We start from the raw sequence: 19,388 nt of genomic DNA on the forward strand, positions 1-19,388 counted from the left end.
AGTAATGCATTTTTCCGCAGGATCACGCCAAGCGGGGTACGAGGCTTCGACAGATAACGAAAAACCATTGAAAACACGTATTTCTTCAGCGTTTCCTCACGTTTATCCACGCTCGCCAGCATCTTTCGATTGGCTATCCTTTAAAGCGTGAGTAACCAATGGACCATTTCAGATGTCATGGCGCTGATGGAAGCGTGGTATCCCGCCTCCCGTGCCGAGTCATGGGACCGAGTCGGATTGATCGCAGGCGACCCATCCGCTCACGTCACCTCAATCCTGCTTGCCGTCGACCCCGTTTCGGCCGTCGTTGATGAAGCGATCGACGAGGACGCCGGCCTCGTTATCACTCACCACCCGCTGTACCTTCGCGGAACGAGTTTCCTGCCGGCATCTGACCCTAAGGGCGCGTCCATCACTCGCCTTATTAAAAACGATATCGCCCTGTTCAACGCGCACACAAACGCTGACATCAGCGCAGATGGCGTCGGCGATGCGCTCGCACAGTTGGTGGGAATCACCTCTTCATCACCGCTGGTTCCCACCGGAATCGACCAGGCCGGGCGACCCATTGGACACGGACGTATCGGTTCGATTGCGCCCACTCGTTTAGGCGACTTTCTTGACCTGGTTGCCGAGCGCCTGCCCGCAGGACCTCACGGCATCTTCGGATCCGGAGACCCCGGCGCAATCATCGAACGCGTCGCAGTATCCGGAGGAGCGGGAGACTCTTTCCTTGAGGCAGCACGTGAAGGCGGAGCGGACGTCTTTTTAACCGCTGACCTGCGTCATCACCCGGCATCCGAACACCTTGAAGGTGGGGCGCCTGCCCTGATTTGCGCTAGTCACTACGCCACCGAATGGCCGTGGCTCCCGATCCTTGAACGCAAGCTAGTGCAGGCTGCATCAACTGCAAATGTGGAAGTGAGAGTAAAAGTCTCTACGATTATCACGGAGCCGTGGACCAGCCATCGCCCAACATTAGGAGGACGTAAGTGAAAGCAACATACCTGAACCAGCTCAGCCTGCTCGAACTCAAATCCTTCGACCAGCGCGAATCTGCGCTTCGACACGCCCGTGACTCCCATCCGGCGCACGGCGTTGTCCGCGAGCTCGCAGGACGCCTCGACGACCTGAAGCGCGCAGCCGTCACCCAAGGTGCAGCAATCGCAGATATTGAACGAGACGTCCAACGTAGCGCGGACGAGATCGAACGTGTGAGCGCCAGACGAGCTAAGCAACAGAGTCGAATCGACGGCAATCAGGTTCCTCTTCGCGACATCAACGCGATGGAACATGAAATCGCTCAAATGGATAAGCGCTTGTCCACTTTGGAAAATGAACAGCTCGACGGTGAAGAACGTCTTGAGGCGGCTAAGAATGCTCGTCAAGCAATGATTGACGAAGCGAAAGCGATCGCTGCCGACATTGAAAAGACCAAGCAGGAATTTGCTGCCGACGTGAAAGAAAGCGACGACGAGCTTCGCGATGTGATCGCCAAGCGTCGTGCGCTCGCTGAATCGCTTCCAGAAGACCTCGTGGGCGAGTATGAACGTGTTCGCGCAAACCTCGGTGCCCTCGCGATCTTCGAAGTACGTAATGGTGTTGGCATTGGAATGGCAGCGGAGCTATCCCCGGCCGAACTTGAACAGATTCGCCTCACCCCCGAAGACCAGCTCTACTGGACCGAAGATACCGGTGCGATCGTTGTGAGGACGACTCAAGCCTGAAGCCGATCGCTCGGGATCGTGCCCCGGCGGCGGGGTGTGTCGCCTCGTATCGTATGACAGCGCCACTCTACGACGGCCAGCATCTGCTCCCGAGTCCGATCAGTCGGTGACCAACACCAGGTGAGTGAGTGACCCGCCCTGCTTTGTCGGTTTCGCCTCAGGTACTTCCACGTCGATAACCGCATGAGCACCACCCTGAGCATCCATGATCGGATCCAAGGTAGTGGCTGAACACAGAGCCTCGACGATCGCGTCGAAATCCGCATCAGCCGAAATTGACGCGTAGAGGTGAGCGCACGCACGGCCTCGCCACCGCTTCGCATCGTGGGAAATCACCGAACGCTTCCCCTTCGCTTGACGAACCACGCCGATCTCGATGCGATGCGCCCAAGGAGCGAGGCAGGCACTACGATACGGGCCAGAACGAGCATCAACGATCGGAGCTCCTTCAGCTTCTGCTTTGAGCGATGTATCAAGGGGCTTCTTCCAATAGGTCGGCAAAGGGCCGATGTCCGGCAGTTTCGTGCCCATCGCAAGACGGTGGTTGGGCAGGACATCGTCGAGGTTCACCACACCAAAAAGCCCAGAGAAGACACGCGTTGTTTCAAGCGCGACCGCATGATGCTGCTCCGGCAGTGTTGGGAATGAGACCGCGTCATAGAGAACGCCTGTAAACAGGTTTTCAGCCGCATCGCATGGTGCAGAATACAAGTCGATATTCGCCTGTAAATCCGCAGCTGAAGCCGGGCCAAGACCGAACAACTGAGCAGCGTCGTCGCGAACGCTGAGCGCCTGAACAGTGTGGATCAAGTTTTCGCGCCAGGATGCAAGCTCAGGGCGAGCAAGCTGTGTCACGTCAAAACGAGGCCCGTGTGCTGGTGTTGTTTTGGATTCGGACGGGGGTAACCAGATGAACATATGTGAAGCCTAGCGGGTGCGTTAGACTATGGGCGCGGATGAGTCGGTTGGGCGACCGCGCGGACCACACGGTTCTCGAGGAACGTCCGGGCTCTACAGGGCAGGGTGATGGCTAACAGCCACCCGGGGTGACCCGAGGGATAGTGCCACAGAAAATAAACCGCCGCGCAAGCGGTAAGGGTGAAAAGGTGAGGTAAGAGCTCACCAGCGGTTTGGGTGACCGAGCCGGCTTGGTAAACCCCACCCAGAGCAAGACCGAGCAGCAGGTATGGGTGGCCCGCCCGACGCCTGCGGGTAGGTTGCTTGAGGCGTTTGGCAACAAACGTCCTAGATAGATGGTCGCCACCGCTTGTGCGGGACAAAACCCGGCGTACAGACCGACTCATCCGTCCGTATACGTCGGGTTTTCGCTGAGTGATACCAGACTCTACGCTTACGCTTCGTTAACTCGTGTGTCGGCGTGAATGCTTCTCTTGGAACCTCGAACCCCACGACGACTGTGCGCGAGCTGCGATGGCGCGACGCTGATCGCGATAGAGGCGTTCAATCAGGGACTGCTGGGACACCCAGCCCACCACATGCAACGAATCATTGACGACGGGAATCCCCGGCAGACCTGATGTCTGCAGTACTTCGAGCACCTTCGACGGTAGTGCGGTGGGCGTGACGTGCACGTTGGGCAGTTTCAAAGAATCCAGCGACGAGGCCATATCTGTTTCGCTTTGGCGCGCCAGAGCAAGATCAATGGCGCTTGCTAGCCCAACGTAGGTTCCAGCATCGTCGACAACGGGAAGAGTCTGGGCACCAAGGACACGCATCTTCTTAATCGCCTGATCGAGCGTGGTCGAGGGTGCCAAAGTACCGGGAGCGTCCTCCATCCAGTGCGAAACCGGGTGAGCGCCGAGCAGTGTTGCATCCACAGGGTCATCCAGAACGTCGCCTCGACGACGAAGTTTTTCGGTGTAGATGGTGGCGCGTGTTAGGAACCTCGAGACGCCGGTGGCCAGAACGACGGCAAGCATCATCGGCATAATCAGCGAATACTGCCCCGTCATTTCGACGATGATCAAAACGGCGGTCATCGGAGCGCGTGCCGCTCCAGCGAATGCCGCGCCCATACCAATCACACCGAAGACGCCGGCGGGAGTGTCAGTAATGGGGGAAAGGATTTGCCCGAATGAGGCTCCGGCCATTGCGCCGATAAAAAGCGTCGGGGCAAAAACGCCACCGGATCCACCGATACCGATCGTGTAGGACGTGTACAGGGCGCGTCCCACCATCAAAATCAGCAGGAAGCCAATCGTGTATTTGCCTGCTAGAGCGTCTTCTTCGATCGGGTATCCCGAGCCGAACATCTGCGGGAAGGCCACAATACCCGCGCCCAAAAGGATGCCGAGAACAGCCGGACGTGACCATTCGGGAAGGCTCAGACGTTTCCAGAAAGCGTCGATCACATCTTCAAGCCAATAAAGGAGCTTCGAGAAACCTAGACCCGCAAGACCGGCGATCACACCGAGGAGAGCAACCCACCACATGTCTGTCAGATGCGAGAAGGAGAGATCATGACCAAGATTCACGATCGTTTCGTCACCCTGCAACGCGCGTGCAACAACGGATGCCATCACTGAAGAAATAACGACATATCCGAAGGTTTCGGCACTGAACTGCGTCAGAATCACTTCGAGAGCAAAGACTGCGCCAGCAAGCGGAGCATGGAAAGTTGCGGCGATGCCACCCGCTGCGCCACAGGACGCTAAAAGAACTACGCGTTGCGGAGGCAAACGAAGAGAGGACGCCAACGAGGAACCGAGCGACGCTCCGACCTGGACAATCGGACCTTCTCGTCCCGCTGAACCACCGGCGCCAATCGTCAAAGAAGAAGCAATCAGCTTCACCACTGCGACGCGCCCGGGAATCTTGCCTCCCTTGCGTCGAACGGCCAGCATCACTTCTGGAATACCGTGGCCCCGCGCACTGGGAGCGAACCGCTGAACCAGGGGCCCATAGATCAACGCTGAGACAACGGGAGCCAGAAGCAAGAACACCCAGGGGGACCAACCGAAGACTCCGTGGGGGTCGCCAGCATGCGTTGAGTAGTCACTGTAACCGGTGGTGACCCACGTCCACCCCTGAATCATCAGGTTAAAAAGAACCGCTGCACCACCGACGATAATGCCGACGAGCGCTGCTAATAGACCGACAAAAGAACGGTGCTGACCTGCTTTTTCACCCAGTTGTGCCAAGAAAGAAACAGAAGCCCGCATCAGAGGTTGGCGATATCGATGTCGGATTCAACGTCGACGTCCATGTCCCAGACACGCCCGTAGAACGCGAGCTCGGAGCTCCACGCATCACGAATCGTCTCTGCGCGACGGAAGCCGTGAGCTTCATTCGGGTAGATCTTCATCGCAACAGCGTTTCCGCGATCCTTCAGTGCATCAAACATGAGGCGTGCCTGTGACGGCGGAACCACCTTGTCATCTTCGCCCTGCAACAGCAGAAGAGGAGCGTTGATCTGGTGAATGTGAGTAATCGGCGAGCGCTTGGCCCACAGTTCGCTGTTCGGATCTTCAGTACCGATCAAGCGATCGTTGTAACGAGACTCGAACTTGTGGGTTTCTGCAGACAGAAGGCGCAGGTCAGCGATGCCATAGAGTGACGTTCCCGCGGTGAACACATCGGTGTTTGCCAGTGCGTTCAAGGTGGTGAAGCCACCGGCGGATCCGCCACGGATAGCAACGCGCTTCGGATCAACGAAACCTCGGTCAACCAGATAGCGCACGCCATCAACGCAGTCATTCACATCCATAACGCCCCAGTGACCGTTGAGACGCTCGCGGTATGCGCGACCGAATCCGGTTGAACCACGGTAGTTAACGTCGAGCACAGCGAAACCACGGCTGGTCCAGTACTGCAATGGAATCGACAAGCCGGGTCGGGTCGAAGAAGTCGGGCCACCGTGAACATTGACGATCAGCGGGGGAAGAGCATTCTTCGGGCCTGAAAAGTCAGGGTTCTTTGGTGCGTAGTAGAAGCCGTACGCGGTCTCGCCATCTAAGGTCGGCCAGGAGATAATCTGCCCTGAAGAAACCAGATCCGGGCTGATTTCAGCTTCGGATGACGGACGAATAATCGTCGTGGCGCCACCCTTGATCTGAATAATTGCCGGCGTGTGCGTGGGGGAGTCAGCAAGGAAGACTACGCGACCATCGTTGGATGCCACGTTACCGATCGGCCACCAGCCGGTTGCCCATTCTTCAGCCATTCCGTTGTCGATGCGCACGGTACCGATGTGCCATGTCAGGTCCTCAGCCCACGAGCAGATCAGCAGGTCGTTATCGTAGTTATCGTAGGAGTGCAGACCGAGCTGCCAGTGCGGGTGCGAGAACGCCCGAGTTCCCGGGTGCATGGCACGAGTGCGAAGGCGCGTTGTCCACGCGTCTGAGGGCTCGTCATCCTTCCACGTAAAGCCTTCCGTGCGGTACAGGTTGGCCCAACCGGTCGTGTCATCGACGTGGATGAGGTCACCGTCAAGAGTCCACCGAGGCTCGTAGACACACACGTCTTCCTTGTCGACGATCGTCTTCGAAACCTCAATACGACCTTCGAAATTGAGTGCGCCCACGTGCAGTGCGCTCTGTGTCCACGGCATATGCGGGTGGTTCCACGACAGCCATGCAAGCTTCGTGCCATCAGGAGAAACTGCAGGTGCAGCAACAAAGTCAGTGCCTTCAAAGATCGTGATGATCGCAGCGTCGTTGCGTGCAGCACTACCGTCGATCGGGATTGCGACCAGCGTGTTTGTCGGTTCGCCGTCGCCCGAGTGATCTTCCCTGACCGCATAGACGAGGCCGCGAACATCATCAATCTCGAAGTCGCCGTAGCGCGACTTCGACAGCGTGGTAAGCGGAGAAATCGTACGGTGCGGGTCGTTGGTGTCGAAACGGTAGACGCGGTTATCAAAGCCGTCGGAGAACACGATGAAACCATCGAGCACCGCGTAGGCACGACCACCGTATTCGTGAACGCGAGTGCGAATATCGGGAAGGCGAGCACCATCGATCAGGGGGAGGACCTCTGAAGTAACGCCAGCACCGGTACGACGCAACAGGGTACCTCGTCCGTTTTCTTTCGGATGTCCTTCAACCCAATAGGTAGCAGAACCGTCAACGCGAACCTGCGAGAGAGTGACTGACCGAGCAGTAAAAGAATCGCCGGAAATTGGGGATGTCCATTCACCGTAGGGGGCGACGGTAACGCTCATTGTTCCTCCTTGCACACAGGCATTTCGGTTGACTAAAGGAAGCATGTTAGCTCTATGTTAGCCCGCTCACGATGTGCTTTTCGAGGGCGAAGGTCGCTAGGAACATGTGTGGCAACTAGTATGAGGGCTATGAGTTCATCAGACGCGGATATGCCACTGCTCACCAGCATCCATTCCCCGTCGGATTTACGTACCCTTTCAGAGGCTCAACTTGTTCAGCTTTCCAAGGAAATTCGTAGCTTCCTGATCACCAACGTGTCGAAAACCGGTGGGCACCTGGGTCCCAATTTGGGCGTTGTTGAACTGACGATTGCCCTGCACCGAGTATTTCGTTCACCCAAAGACACGATTCTTTTTGACACCGGCCATCAGGCGTACGTCCACAAGCTTCTGACGGGTCGCCAGGACTTTTCCGGCCTGCGCCAAGAAGGTGGACTGTCTGGCTACCCCTCCCGCTCAGAATCAGATCACGACGTTATTGAGTCGTCGCACGCTTCAAGCTCACTGGCATGGGCCGATGGTATTTCCCGCGAGAAGAAACGCCGGGGCGACGCGTCATCAACGGTCGCCATCATCGGTGACGGTGCCCTGACCGGTGGTATGGCTTGGGAAGCGTTGAACACCATCGCCGAATCAACTGATCGTCGTGTTGTCGTAGTCGTCAACGACAATGGACGTTCCTACGCGCCAACAATCGGCGGTGTTGCCCATCATCTCGACGCGCTTCGCACCTCGGAAGGCTACGAACGTGCTCTTGCTTGGGGTAAGCGTCATCTGCTTGCTCTGGGGGATCCTGGTAAAGCGGCATACGACGCGCTACACGGTCTGAAGACCGGCATCAAAGACGTTATTGCTCCTCAGGCAATGTTCGAAGACCTGGGCTTTAAATACTTAGGTCCCGTCAACGGACACAATGAGACCGAGCTTGAAACCACACTACAGCGTGCGCGGACTTCGAAGTATCCAGTTCTTGTCCACGTCATCACCCAAAAGGGACGCGGTTATACTCCCGCCGAAGAAGACATCGCTGATCGCTTCCACGCCGTTGGACCGATTCACCCCGAAACGGGACTCCCCGTTGCTCCGGCACGTTTCGGCTGGACCAGCGTATTTGCCGACGAGATCGTCAAAATTGCGCGCGAAGACGACACTGTTGTCGGTGTCACCGCAGCGATGATGGCTCCCGTCGGTTTGAAACCATTCCACGAGGAATTCCCGGACCGCGTTGTCGATGTGGGTATTGCTGAACAGGAAGCGATTGCTAGCGCTGCTGGCATGGCCTATGCGGGCGCTCATCCGGTTGTTGCGCTGTACGCAACCTTCCTTAATCGTGCTTTTGACCAGCTGTTAATGGACGTGGCATTGCACAAGGCTGGCGTGACGGTTGTTCTTGACCGTGCAGGTATCACCGGCGCGGATGGCGCCTCACACAATGGTGTCTGGGATATCGCGATGTGCTCGATCATCCCCTCACTTGAGCTCGCTGCCCCGCGTGATGAGGCAACTCTTCGCGCCAGCTTGCGTCGCGCGGTGGGAGTGAAGGATCGGCCGACCGTTCTCCGCTACCGTAAGGGCTCTCTACCAGCGCCGATGAACGCAATTCGCTCAGTAAACGGTGTGGATGTTCTCTTTGAACCCGACACTGACGATGTTGATGTGCTCCTCGTAGTAGCGGGCGCTTTTGGTCCCGAGGGTCTTGAAACAGCACGCATTCTGACTGAACAGGGTAAGCGTGTTCGTGTTGTGGATCCTGTGTGGCTTCTACCGATCAACCCTGAACTTGCCAGTTTTGCCAAGCAGGCACAACGCGTGGTGACTCTGGAAGACGGCATCGTTGACGGCGGTTTTGGCTGGGGGGTGCGCGATCTTCTTGCCAACGAGTCCGTGGATGCTACCGTCATCACGCTGGGTGTTGCGAAGGTATTCCTGCGGCACGCCGAGCGCGAGTCCCTGCTGGAACGGTGCGGTTTGACGGCTCACCAGATTGCGGAACGTATTTCACGTACCCTCTAAAGAGAAGCTTGAATCCTCAAGAGTCACTCCAAGACATCCGCGATCGGGTCAAGACAAAGGTCCATCTGCCAATCCCTAGCGCCCTTGTCAAACATCCTCTGTTCAATCTCGTCGCCGCTGGGACGCTTCGGATCAAGAGGCGCCCACGCCAAGTAACGCTGAATACGAGGTTCAAGAATGACCTCGGGAGCAATACCGATTTCTTCAGAAAGCTCGGTCATTGCCCCGCGAACAGCCGCCAATCGCGCTGCAGCGTCAGGATCGATACGACCCCAGTTTCGCGCTTCGGGAACTGAACCTGGACGATGAGGAAGACGTAGCGGTGGCAATTCGTCCTCATTTGCCGTTTCGGCCAGTCGGATCGCGCGTAACCAACGGTCAGCGTATTGCCTGGCAACAGGGGAGCGGAACTCAGAAATCGACAGCAACATACGCTTATTCCGCGGAGGATTCAGCGCAGCCTGCACCAGAGCAGCATTGCGCACCAAACGACCGGGTGCCTTATCAAGTTCCTGAGCGATTTCTTCGCGCGCCTCCCACAAAGCCTTGAGGACTCCTAGGTTGCGCCGGCCTCGTATCTTTCCCGCGCCGGGCAGATTTCGCCAGCGGTCCCTCTTGGGCGCAGGCGGATCCAGGTGAGCCAGGTAGTCGCATTCTTCTTCCATCCACTCCCAGCGACCCGCGTCGTTCAGTTGGATGGACAAGCGACGGTAAAGTTCCGTCAACAATTCGACATCGAGGGCCGCGTAGCGAAGCCAGTCCTTCGATAGCGGACGAACCGACCAGTTAGATGCCTGGTGGTCTTTCACGAGGCTCAAACCGAGCACCTGCTCGCATACGGCAGCAAGACCGAACTTCTTTAACCCCAGAAGACGCGCGCCGACCTCAGTATCAAACAACGACGGGGGATTGAGTCCCACCTGTCGCAAATTCGGCAGATCCTGCAACGCATCGTGCAAAAGCCATACGTCGTTCACGCCCGCTTGAAGCGACGACAAGTCAGGCAATGCGGCTGTATCGATCAGGAAGGTACCAACGTCTTCGCGTCGAATCTGAACCAAGTAGGGGTCGTTGCCGTAACGGAAGCCTTGGGCGCGCTCAACATCCACAGCGATGGGAGTGAGTCCTTGCTCTAGGTTGCGCCTCGCTTGATCAAGCGCATCAGGTGTATCGATGACACTAGGTACGCCTTCGCGCGGGGTAACGATCAGCTCTGGAGAATCAGTATCGCCGTCAGGTAAACCGCCGGTGTGGTGAATGTGCACTCTTAGACTCCCTCAAGGAATCGCTGGGATGCCACACCACTGGTACGAAGCATCAGATCTGTCCAAGCTCGTAGGTGGGCTCCTAAGTCGGTAGTCGAAGGCGTCCACGAGGCTCGGATTTCGACGTTGAGAGTGGAGCCTCGCAATGAAAGACCGCCAAATGATTCTGAAAACTCTCGGGTGACTGTTCCCGTCAGGTCGTGATACGCTGCGCCTTCTTCAACCAGGCAATCATCTGTCCATGCCCAGAGAGCTTCGGTGAGCAACGGGTCATGCCCCATTTCAGGGTCAACTTGCGAACGCAACTGCGCAACCAGGCGGTATGTTCCATTCCAGCCGGCTTGCTCGTCGGGATCATGCAGGATGACAAAACGTCCCTGAGCAAGAGGTTCTCTGCCATCGTTGGCCAATGTTCGCATGACAAGAGCTGCGGTGAAAGGTGCCATGCGTGAAGGTGGGGGAACTTCTTCGAACTCGAGAAGAGGATTATCGATAGCGTGACGCAGAGTTGCCAACGATTCAGCGAACTCTTCCATGCCAGCGCGATTATCCACGCACTTAGGCTAAGTGAGTGAAAGCAACCCCTTTGCTGGGCACGCCGTCCACTGCGAAAATGACCCGCCACGATTCACGTCACACTGAGCAATGACGTTGTTTTTCTTCACGCATCGCATCCGATGGTAGTTTTGTCACTTATAGAGTAAAAACATGCACATTCGGAAAAGATACTGCCCACCTCTTCGCGGGGTGTATCGATGAGGAACTCGTTGCTGGTCCATCGTGCGTATCTAAGGAAGCCTGTACGCTCACCGAGGCTCTGAGTAATCTTTTCGCAAAATACTGCGGAAAACAGTGGCTGTGACGCGCGCAACGTTCGTTCGATTTCGCTTTTTGCGTGATTCCCTGTTAGTGTTTTCCCTGTTCGAAATGAACGCGTAAGTGTTCGAAGAGATACGCGGATGTGGCTCAGTTGGTAGAGCATCACCTTGCCAAGGTGAGGGTCGCGGGTTCGAGTCCCGTCATCCGCTCGGGCGATTGGCGCAGCGGGAGCGCGCTTCCCTGACACGGAAGAGGTCACTGGTTCGATCCCAGTATCGCCCACTCATTGTCTCTCAATACTTTTTGGGACACGACGGGTAAATCCCAGTTCCAGATCAGTTGGGACAAGTTCGCGGATGTGGCTCAGTTGGTAGAGCATCACCTTGCCAAGGTGAGGGTCGCGGGTTCGAGTCCCGTCATCCGCTCGTTGAGCCCCGGATTCAACCTTTCCGATGGGTCAAGCGTGGTGGGTTGGCCGAGAGGCGAGGCAGCGGCCTGCAAAGCCGTATACACGGGTTCGAATCCCGTACCCACCTCGGGCGATTGGCGCAGGGGTAGCGCGCTTCCTTCACACGGAAGAGGTCACTGGTTCGATCCCAGTATCGCCCACTCGATGATTTCGTCTTTCCTGCGGGAAAGACGTTTTTTTGTTACCTCGTGGCAGGTCACCCAGTAATGAGGGTTTCCCTTATATCCTTGAAAGAGCAAAACAGGTAGGCTGATCGGGCGCGCACAAAGGTGGTTTGAATTCATGGTCTCTTCTCGCTCACGAGTGATTCTTCCCGTGATCTTGGGTGGCGATTTTGGTGTTTACGGAATCGGTCGCTCTTTCAACGAGGCCTTTGGATGTCGATGCCTGTGCGTATCAAACGAGCCCACCGTGTCCATCACGGGCTCGAACTTCTTCGACGTTCATCACATCGAAGCAGACGCATCTGACGACGTTCTTCTTCACGAACTTTGTGCAATTGCCAAAGAAAACGCTGATAAAGCATTGATTCTGATGGCAAACCATGACCTGCATTCAACCTTCATTGCTCGCAACTACGACCAGCTCGGCGAATACTACGCGCTCCCGTTCCCATCCCTGGAAACGATTGAGCTTCTTACAGACAAAGTCGCTTTTGCGCAGGCATGTGAAGACGCTGGCATTGATGCGCCTCGAGGCATCGGCGTCGACATGTCTGACTATTCCGATCAGTGGGTTGCACCTTCGATTCCCTTCGACTTCCCGATTGTTGCCAAGGCTGCCAGAGCAGATGCCTACGATCGTCTGCACTTTGAAGGCAAACGCAAGATTTGGTTCCTCGAAGATGAGGTCGAATTGGCGCAGATGTGGAGAATGCTCGGAGAAGCCGGATTCCGCGATCTTTTTCTTGTCCAGGAACTGATCCCTGGCGACAACACCGCAATGCGTTCCATCACCGCATACGTCGATAGCCACGGCGAGGTGACGTTGATCGGCTCGGCGCGAGTGCTTCTTGAAGATCATGCACCGACCATGATCGGTAATCCGGTTGCCATGATCACCGAAGAATTCCCTGAACTGTGGCAACAAGCTGAACGCCTGCTGACACGTGCCGGATATCGCGGTTTTGCCAACTTTGACGTGAAGATCGATCCACGTGATAACCGCGCCGTATTCTTCGAAGTGAATCCTCGAATTGGACGCAACAATTGGTACATGACCGCAGGTGGAGCCAATCCGATGCTCGTCATGGTGGGCGATTTGATCGATGGGAAGCGCATGGAACACAAGCGCATTTCGCGTGAAATTCTCTATTCGATGGTTCCAGACCGACTGCTGTTGCGATACTTGCGAGATGAACCTTTGAAGAAGCGCGTGAAATCGTTGATCAAGAACCATCGTCGCTTTGATCCGCTGATCAATCCGCACGAGGACAATGTAAAGCGGAACATAATTGTTCGCTTGCAACGTTTGAACCACTTCCGAAAATTTGCTCGCTACTATCCTCGACCGACTGACCGCTCATTCTGAGCCCATGACTACTTGCTGGGTGAACAGAGACGAAAGGCTTTACATGACTTCCACGAGTCTGCGACCGATTAGCGCACGCGACATGCAACATGCTGTTTCCGGCGTGGGTGGACTTCCTATCGAACAGTCGCAGCAGTGGGAAGAGTTTTCAGCTGCACAAGGACATCCTCTCTGGGCAGGGGAGCTCGGTCGCCTTGCTTGGTATGAGAACGACAAATGCATCGCTGTCATCGCGCTGTTTGAATACAAGCTTCGCGCGTTGCGCTACTTGTGGGCAAAATCAGGTCCCGTCTGGATCCGCGAGGCCACTCCTGAACGCGAGGAATGCCTGCGCAAGGACCTACTGAAGTTTGTTCGCAGTCGCGATCGCGGAATTGTCTTCATCCGTCTGCATTCGTGGTTTGCCGCCAAGGATCTTGAAGAACCGTTGCAGATCGTGACATATGACCGCACCGTCATCATCGAAACCGGACGCGGGGATCGCGATGCAGTGCTCGAATCATTGACCAATGATGGCAGGCGCACGCTTCGTCGTTCAACGAAGAAAGCCGATGAGTTCGGCGTTCAGATCCACGAGGAAACCGAGGCCGCATCAGTTGATTTTTCACCGTACTACGAGGTCCTGAAGCAAACAGCGGAGCGTGATGGATTCCGTCCACACCCCATCGGCTATTACCAGTCTCTGTTGCGCACCCTAGGGTCACAGCACGCTCGCGTATTCACTGCTCGTACGCAGGACAACGAGATCCTCTGCTGGGATCTGGTGTTGCTGAACGGTAAGAATGCTCAAGCTGAGTACGGCGCTTCTTCGGATCGCGGTCGCCGCTTGGGAAGTCCTGCGTTCTTGGATGTTGAGGTTGCAATCCTCCTTGGTAGCGAAGGATTTAAAGGGTTCGATCTTCGAGGCATTCATTCTCCGCGTAATTCAACGCTGTTCCACGTTGGCCGCTACAAGCTTGCTTTCGCGACTTCATACACGGATGTTGCTGGCGCTTGGGATCTGCCTGTGTCGCGCCCGCAGTACATCACGGTGCGTTCGTTGCTGAATGTGAAACGAAAGTTGCGTCGAGTTTCCCGTTAGTCACCTCTTTCATCTCCGTCAGTTGTACACACGTGCGTCGAGATTTGTCCGTTGGTTGGTTCACTGAGGGGGTCGGGTGCGGTGATGAGGCGACTGGGCGAGTAGACTGTCAGCGGTATATTCATCGTTTGATCAAGGAGACATTCGTGTCCAGCATCGACCTCGTCATCGACCAAGAGAAGCAGACCGTGGAAAGTGGAACCACGGGTACTACTTGGTATGAGCAGCGTCGTGAGGTCGTTGCCCTCATGATTGACGGCACTCCTCGCGACCTGTTCACTGAATTTAAAGAGGGAATGACGGTCGAGGCAATCACTATTGATTCGCCCGCTGGCTTGGACATTCTTCGCCACAGCGCCACTCACGTGCTGGCTCAGGCAGTTCAGGACACCTTCCCGGATGTCAACCTTGGTATTGGCCCGTTCATTACCGATGGCTTCTATTACGACTTCGGCAATATCGATTCGGTGACCCCCGAACTGATGCGTGAACTCGAAAAGAAGATGAAGCGCATCGTGAAGGAAGGCCAGTCGTTCGTCCGTCGCGTCATTTCTGAGGACGAGGCGCGTGTTGAGCTCGCAGACCAGCCGTACAAGCTGGAACTTGTCACCACGAAGGGCTCGGGTGCAGAAGGTGCTTCAGTTGAGGTCGGTGGCCACGAGCTCACCATGTACGACAACGTTCGCAGAGACGGCACCGTTGCATGGAAAGACCTCTGTCGCGGACCACACCTGCCGAACACCCGCCTGATCGGCAACGGCTTTGCGCTCACCAAGGCATCAGCCGCCTATTGGAAGGGCGACCAGTCCGGAGATCACCTGCAGCGTATCTACGGCACTGCGTGGGCCTCGAAGGACGATCTCGTCGCCTACCAGGAGCGTATCAAGGAAGCCGAACGCCGCGATCACCGTCGCCTGGGCGCAGAACTTGATCTGTTCTCCTTCCCGGAGGAAATTGGCCCCGGCCTTGTCGTCTTCCACCCCAAGGGGGGCATCCTGCGTCACGAGATTGAGAAGTATGTGATCGAACGCCACGAGCAGTTTGGCTTCGATTTCGTTCACACCCCCGAGATCTCTAAGGGCGGCCTGTTCCACACTTCCGGCCACCTGCCGTACTACGCGGACACGATGTTCCCACCCATGCAGGTTGACGAGGAACGCGACGAAGAAGGCAACATCACGAAGGCTGGCCAGGAGTACTACCTCAAGGCCATGAACTGCCCGATGCACAACCTGATCTTCCGCTCACGCGGTCGTTCCTACCGTGAACTTCCCGCACGATTCTTCGAGATGGGCCACGATTACCGCTACGAGAAGAGCGGTGTTGTCCACGGCCTGACCCGTATGCGTGGCTTCACTCAGGATGACTCGCACACGTACTGCACGCCCGAGCAGGCAGGCGAAGAAATTCGCTCGCAGATCAATTTCTTCCTGTCCATCTTGGAAGCATTTGGACTGAATGACTTCTATCTTGAACTGTCGACGCGCGACGAAGACGGCAAGAAGAAGGACAAGTTCATCGGTTCCGATGAAGACTGGGCGAACGCCACGAAGGCTCTTGAAGACGCCTGCTCGGCAACCGGTCTGCAACTGGTTCCAGATCCGGGTGGCGCAGCATTCTACGGTCCGAAGGTTTCCGTGCAGGTCAAGGATGCTATCGGCCGTACGTGGCAGATGTCGACCATTCAGTACGACTTCAACCAGCCCGAGCGTTTCGACCTCGAATACACGGCTGCTGATGGCTCACGCCAGCGCCCGGTCATGATTCACTCGGCGAAGCTTGGCTCCGTCGAACGCTTCATCGGTGTTCTGACCGAGCACTACGCGGGTGCATTCCCAGCATGGCTTGCTCCAGTCCAGGTGAAGATTATCCCGGTTGCCGAGGCGTTTGCTGACTATGTCGACCAGGTCGCCGCCAAGCTCAAGGCCGAAGGCATCCGCGTAGAGGTTGACCACTCCGACGATCGTTTCGGTAAGAAGATCCGAAACGCATCGAAGGAAAAGGTTCCCTTCACCCTGATTGCTGGTGGCGAAGATGTTGAAGCCGGTGCGGTGTCCTTCCGTTTCCGTGACGGCTCGCAGGACAACGGCGTGGCCATCGACGATGCTGTTGCCCGCATCGTGAACCATGTCCGTAGGCGCAACAACTCGGACCTTTTTGTCGAGCAGGACTGAACACCATGAGTGACGTTGAGCCACTGGTTGAAGATTCCCGTGAAATAGCGGGCGCTCCGGATGCCTTCAAACGTTTTTGGACGCCGTACCGCATGGCGTATATCAATGGCGAAGGCAAACCATCAGACTCAACGGATCACACCTGCCCGTTCTGCGCAGCTCCATCGAAGAGCGATGAGGACGCCTTGATCGTCTATCGCGGTCGCCGTGCGTTCGTGCTGATGAACCTGTTCCCTTACAATTCTGGGCACCTTCTGGTCTGTCCGTACCGTCACGTCGCTGACTACACGGATTTAACCGATGAAGAGCGCATTGAAGTGGGGGAGCTGACGGCTACCTCTATGCGAGTTCTTCGCGCTACTAGTGGGCCGCAGGGCTTTAACCTGGGGATGAATCAGGGTGATGTCGCCGGAGCGGGAATTGCTGCTCACCTGCATCAACACATCGTTCCGCGCTGGCTTGGGGATGCTAACTTCCTGCCGATTATTGCTCAGACGAAAGCTGTTCCCCAGCTTTTATCAGATGCGCGCCACATGCTCGCTGACGCCTGGCCGAAGGAATCCTGATGCTTGGAAATCACGGTCGTTCAATGACGAAGACGATCTTTACACCGCTTGCACGCCTCCTCGCCAAACTTGGGGTCAGTGCGAATGCGGTGACGATCATCGGAACAATTGCCAGCGTTGGTGTCGCGTGCGCGACTATTCCATTCGGCTACGTCTGGCAAGGCGGCATTGCGCTGGGCCTCGTTCTTTTCGCAGACTCAGTTGACGGCACACTGGCACGTATGACGACAGGTGGGTCGCGCTTCGGCGCCTTCCTTGACTCAACGCTGGACCGTATTTCCGACGGCGCAGTATTCGCATCAGTGTGCGCGTGGTTGATCTTCGGATGGGAGCCTTCAACCGCACGCACGGTTGGACTGGTTGGAGGACTCATCGCCATCGTCGGTACCGGAGCCGTTCCCTACGCTCGAGCACGCGCCGAATCCATCGGAGTTCTGGCCAAAGTTGGTATCGCGGAACGAACCGATCGGTTGATCGTTGTCCTCGTCGGGGCGGCTTTGACCGACTGGGGATGTGGACAGTGGTGGGCCGTCGCAGGCCTCATCTGGGTCGCCTTCGCCTCTCTATTCACCGTCGGCCAGCGAATCGCATTTACTGCCGGTGCACTGAAGAAGATCGACGGCCATATCTGAGAAGCCCCGCGTCTACGTAGGCAATTAACGGAGAATCAGTGACATACGAAAGTGCATCATCCGGTCCTGGAGAACAGTTCCGACTTTCGCGTATTCGCCCCGACGTGCCCAGAGCAAACATGGTTTCTCCGACGACGCATTATTCAGCGCCAATGTGGGATGTGCCCCAGCCTCAACATTTTCGCCTTCCGCGCTTCGAAACGTCAATCATTACTGTCTCAGCGATCTGTATCGCGCTGAGCATTTACGGATACATTTCGCTGAGCGACGTATCAACCACCGCCTACTTAGCATTCCTTGCATCCTTCCCTCTGATCGTTGTTCTGGGGTTCTTCATTCACTTGGATCGTCATGAGCCAGAACCCTTGTGGACAAAAATCGTTGCTTTCGTCTGGGGTGCGGGCGTCGCCATTGTTGGGGCATCCATGCTGAACTCTGCACTGCTCCTCAACGCCACGCTGGTACTTGGCGACGAAATGGAAGCAATGCGGTGGACAGCCGTATATGTTGCCCCTCCGGTCGAAGAAACACTCAAAGCACTCGGTGTTCTGTTCATCATCCTCGCCCGTAGAAGCACCATTCACTCCCTGATTGACGGTATTGTCTATGCCGGCTTTTCCGGCGCAGGCTTCGCTTTTATCGAGAACATTCAATACTTCCTGCAGGCAAGCCAAGAAGGATCAGCGGCCCTGACCGTCACTGTCATCCTTCGTGGGGTTTTCAGCCCATTCCTGCACCCGATGGCCACATCATTCACCGGCCTTGCTCTCGCTTTTGCGCTGATTCGCCTACGCTCCTGGCTACCCCGTACCATCGTCAGCCTTCTGGGATTAAGCATCGCAATGTACGTTCACGGATTGTGGAATTATGCGGGAACCTCAGAAGCTACCAGTTTTATTACCAACTATCTCTTTGTCGAGATTCCACTGTTCGTCGGCTGGATGATTGTGCTGACCTGGATTTCACGACGCGAATTGAAGACCGTTCGTGAAGGGCTCATTCCCTACGTCCAAGCCGGATGGGTCCTTCCCGCCGAGGTGGTCATGGTCAGTGAGAAAGCCGGTCGCAGAACTGCGATGAACTGGGTGAAGCCTGCGGGCAAGGACGCGCAAAAAGCAATGAGACGATTCCTTTCTCATCTTGCCGCCCTGGGGCTTGATCAAAAGCTCCAAGAACGTTTGGGTGCGGATGATTCTCGCATCGAACTCGACCGACAGTTGGTTGCTCAGGTCAGTCAAGATCGTCAGTTCTTCCTCAATGCGATGACACAGACGACATTGAATAACGCGAGGTAATCCATGTCTGGTCTTGATGAAAACGAATGGCCGGTGGATGCAGACGGCTACCCGCACCGACAAGCGGCTCGCGTGATCCTTTTTGATGAGAATGGCAGATTGCTCCTTGCCAAAGGACACGATCGTGATCAGCCGGAACGCCAGTGGTGGTTCACCATCGGTGGCGGAATCATGGAGGGGGAGAATCCCGCAGAAGCAGCCTGTCGAGAGCTCTTTGAAGAAACGGGGATTGTCTTAGAACCCGATGCTCTTGTTGGCCCCGTGATCTATCGTGAAGCAACCTTCGACTTTTTATCCATTACCGCCAAACAGGACGAGTGGTTCTTCATCGCTCACACTCAACGTGTCACGCTGAACAATGATGGGTGGACCGACCTAGAACGCGACGTGATCGACGAACAGCGCTGGTGGGATCTCGATGAGCTTGCTCAACGGGCGCTAAACGGCGAGGTCTACCCCCTCAACCTTGCGAATCTTGCCCAATCATGGGTGAACGGTTGGGACGGTCAGCTTCACCGTATTCGTGAATCAAGCGCCTGCCAAGGAAGCGCTGAAGAGTGAACGTATCGGATCGGATGACCATTTCCGATCCGATACGCCTTTAATCAAAAAGCTCCGACAATTGAGAATTTGTT

Annotated in this window: 15 protein-coding genes, 5 tRNA genes and 1 other RNA gene; 16 read left to right on the forward strand and 5 right to left on the reverse strand. The window is 56.2% G+C overall.

Features of this window, described 5'->3' with window-relative positions:
• The first annotated feature begins 147 nt into the window (after nt 1–147).
• A complete protein-coding gene (locus QP381_RS00500) occupies nt 148–996 on the forward strand; it encodes a Nif3-like dinuclear metal center hexameric protein (protein ID WP_442953386.1) in 849 nt (282 codons plus the stop codon).
• A complete protein-coding gene (locus QP381_RS00505) occupies nt 993–1,727 on the forward strand; it encodes a zinc ribbon domain-containing protein (protein ID WP_006681135.1) in 735 nt (244 codons plus the stop codon). The genes QP381_RS00500 and QP381_RS00505 overlap by 4 nt, the downstream gene beginning before the upstream one ends.
• 99 nt (nt 1,728–1,826) lie before the next feature.
• Here the strand turns inward: QP381_RS00505 and QP381_RS00510 are convergent, their stop codons facing one another.
• The gene (locus QP381_RS00510) at nt 1,827–2,645 is read right to left on the reverse strand and encodes a YaaA family protein (protein ID WP_006681134.1); all 819 of its coding nucleotides are present in this window, start codon (nt 2,643–2,645) and stop codon (nt 1,827–1,829) included.
• A 39-nt stretch (nt 2,646–2,684) separates the two neighbouring features.
• On the opposite strand from QP381_RS00510, the gene rnpB reads away from it, so the two are divergent.
• Nucleotides 2,685–3,034: RNase P RNA component class A (rnpB, locus tag QP381_RS00515), an RNA gene on the forward strand.
• A gap of 54 nt (nt 3,035–3,088) precedes the next feature.
• Here the strand turns inward: rnpB and QP381_RS00520 are convergent.
• The gene (locus QP381_RS00520; RefSeq protein WP_219585161.1) at nt 3,089–4,909 is read right to left on the reverse strand and encodes a chloride channel protein; all 1,821 of its coding nucleotides are present in this window, start codon (nt 4,907–4,909) and stop codon (nt 3,089–3,091) included.
• Entirely contained in the window at nt 4,909–6,909 is a 2,001-nt protein-coding gene (locus tag QP381_RS00525) for an alpha/beta hydrolase family protein (RefSeq protein ID WP_219585160.1), read from the reverse strand. The genes QP381_RS00520 and QP381_RS00525 overlap by 1 nt, the downstream gene beginning before the upstream one ends.
• A 129-nt stretch (nt 6,910–7,038) precedes the next feature.
• Here QP381_RS00525 and dxs point away from each other — a divergent pair, with 129 nt between their 5' ends.
• Entirely contained in the window at nt 7,039–8,922 is a 1,884-nt protein-coding gene (gene dxs, locus QP381_RS00530) for a 1-deoxy-D-xylulose-5-phosphate synthase (protein WP_219585159.1), read from the forward strand.
• Nucleotides 8,923–8,945: 23 nt separating this feature from the next.
• On the opposite strand, the gene QP381_RS00535 is transcribed toward dxs, so the two are convergent.
• Entirely contained in the window at nt 8,946–10,187 is a 1,242-nt protein-coding gene (locus tag QP381_RS00535) for an HRDC domain-containing protein (RefSeq protein ID WP_219585158.1), read from the reverse strand.
• Between the two features lie 2 nt (nt 10,188–10,189).
• Complete coding sequence (locus QP381_RS00540) at nt 10,190–10,723, reverse strand: DUF3000 domain-containing protein (protein WP_219585867.1); 534 nt, start codon at nt 10,721–10,723, stop codon at nt 10,190–10,192.
• 419 nt (nt 10,724–11,142) lie between these two features.
• Between QP381_RS00540 and QP381_RS00545 the strand changes: the two genes are divergently transcribed.
• The 12 genes from QP381_RS00545 (at nt 11,143) to QP381_RS00600 (ending at nt 19,314) form a co-directional block, all read left to right on the forward strand.
• A tRNA-Gly gene (locus QP381_RS00545) sits at nt 11,143–11,215 on the forward strand.
• 1 nt (nt 11,216) lies between these two features.
• A tRNA-Val gene (locus QP381_RS00550) sits at nt 11,217–11,288 on the forward strand.
• Between the two features lie 70 nt (nt 11,289–11,358).
• Nucleotides 11,359–11,431: transfer RNA gene (locus QP381_RS00555), tRNA-Gly, on the forward strand.
• Between the two features lie 40 nt (nt 11,432–11,471).
• Nucleotides 11,472–11,542, forward strand: a tRNA-Cys gene (locus QP381_RS00560).
• Nucleotide 11,543: 1 nt separating this feature from the next.
• Nucleotides 11,544–11,615 (forward strand) — tRNA-Val (locus QP381_RS00565).
• A 142-nt stretch (nt 11,616–11,757) separates the two neighbouring features.
• A complete protein-coding gene (locus QP381_RS00570) occupies nt 11,758–13,005 on the forward strand; it encodes a carboxylate--amine ligase (protein ID WP_179369683.1) in 1,248 nt (415 codons plus the stop codon).
• Between the two features lie 43 nt (nt 13,006–13,048).
• On the forward strand, nt 13,049–14,086 hold the full coding sequence (locus tag QP381_RS00575; protein WP_219585157.1) for a lipid II:glycine glycyltransferase FemX: 1,038 nt from the start codon (nt 13,049–13,051) through the stop codon (nt 14,084–14,086).
• A 146-nt stretch (nt 14,087–14,232) separates the two neighbouring features.
• Nucleotides 14,233–16,260 carry a threonine--tRNA ligase gene (thrS, locus tag QP381_RS00580; protein WP_006681126.1) on the forward strand — a complete coding sequence of 676 codons (2,028 nt, stop codon included), beginning with the start codon at nt 14,233–14,235 and terminating at the stop codon, nt 16,258–16,260.
• A gap of 5 nt (nt 16,261–16,265) precedes the next feature.
• Nucleotides 16,266–16,826 (forward strand): HIT family protein, encoded by a 561-nt coding sequence (locus tag QP381_RS00585; RefSeq protein WP_006681125.1) that lies wholly within the window; start codon nt 16,266–16,268, stop codon nt 16,824–16,826.
• A complete protein-coding gene (pgsA, locus tag QP381_RS00590; RefSeq protein ID WP_006681124.1) occupies nt 16,826–17,458 on the forward strand; it encodes a phosphatidylinositol phosphate synthase in 633 nt (210 codons plus the stop codon). The genes QP381_RS00585 and pgsA overlap by 1 nt, the downstream gene beginning before the upstream one ends.
• A gap of 38 nt (nt 17,459–17,496) precedes the next feature.
• A complete protein-coding gene (locus tag QP381_RS00595; RefSeq protein ID WP_219585156.1) occupies nt 17,497–18,753 on the forward strand; it encodes a PrsW family intramembrane metalloprotease in 1,257 nt (418 codons plus the stop codon).
• Between the two features lie 3 nt (nt 18,754–18,756).
• Nucleotides 18,757–19,314 (forward strand): NUDIX hydrolase, encoded by a 558-nt coding sequence (locus tag QP381_RS00600; RefSeq protein ID WP_006681122.1) that lies wholly within the window; start codon nt 18,757–18,759, stop codon nt 19,312–19,314.
• Nucleotides 19,315–19,388 lie beyond the last annotated feature (74 nt).

Source organism: Pauljensenia sp. UMB6358, assembly GCF_030216865.1.
GTDB classification, from domain to species: domain Bacteria; phylum Actinomycetota; class Actinomycetes; order Actinomycetales; family Actinomycetaceae; genus Pauljensenia; species Pauljensenia turicensis_A.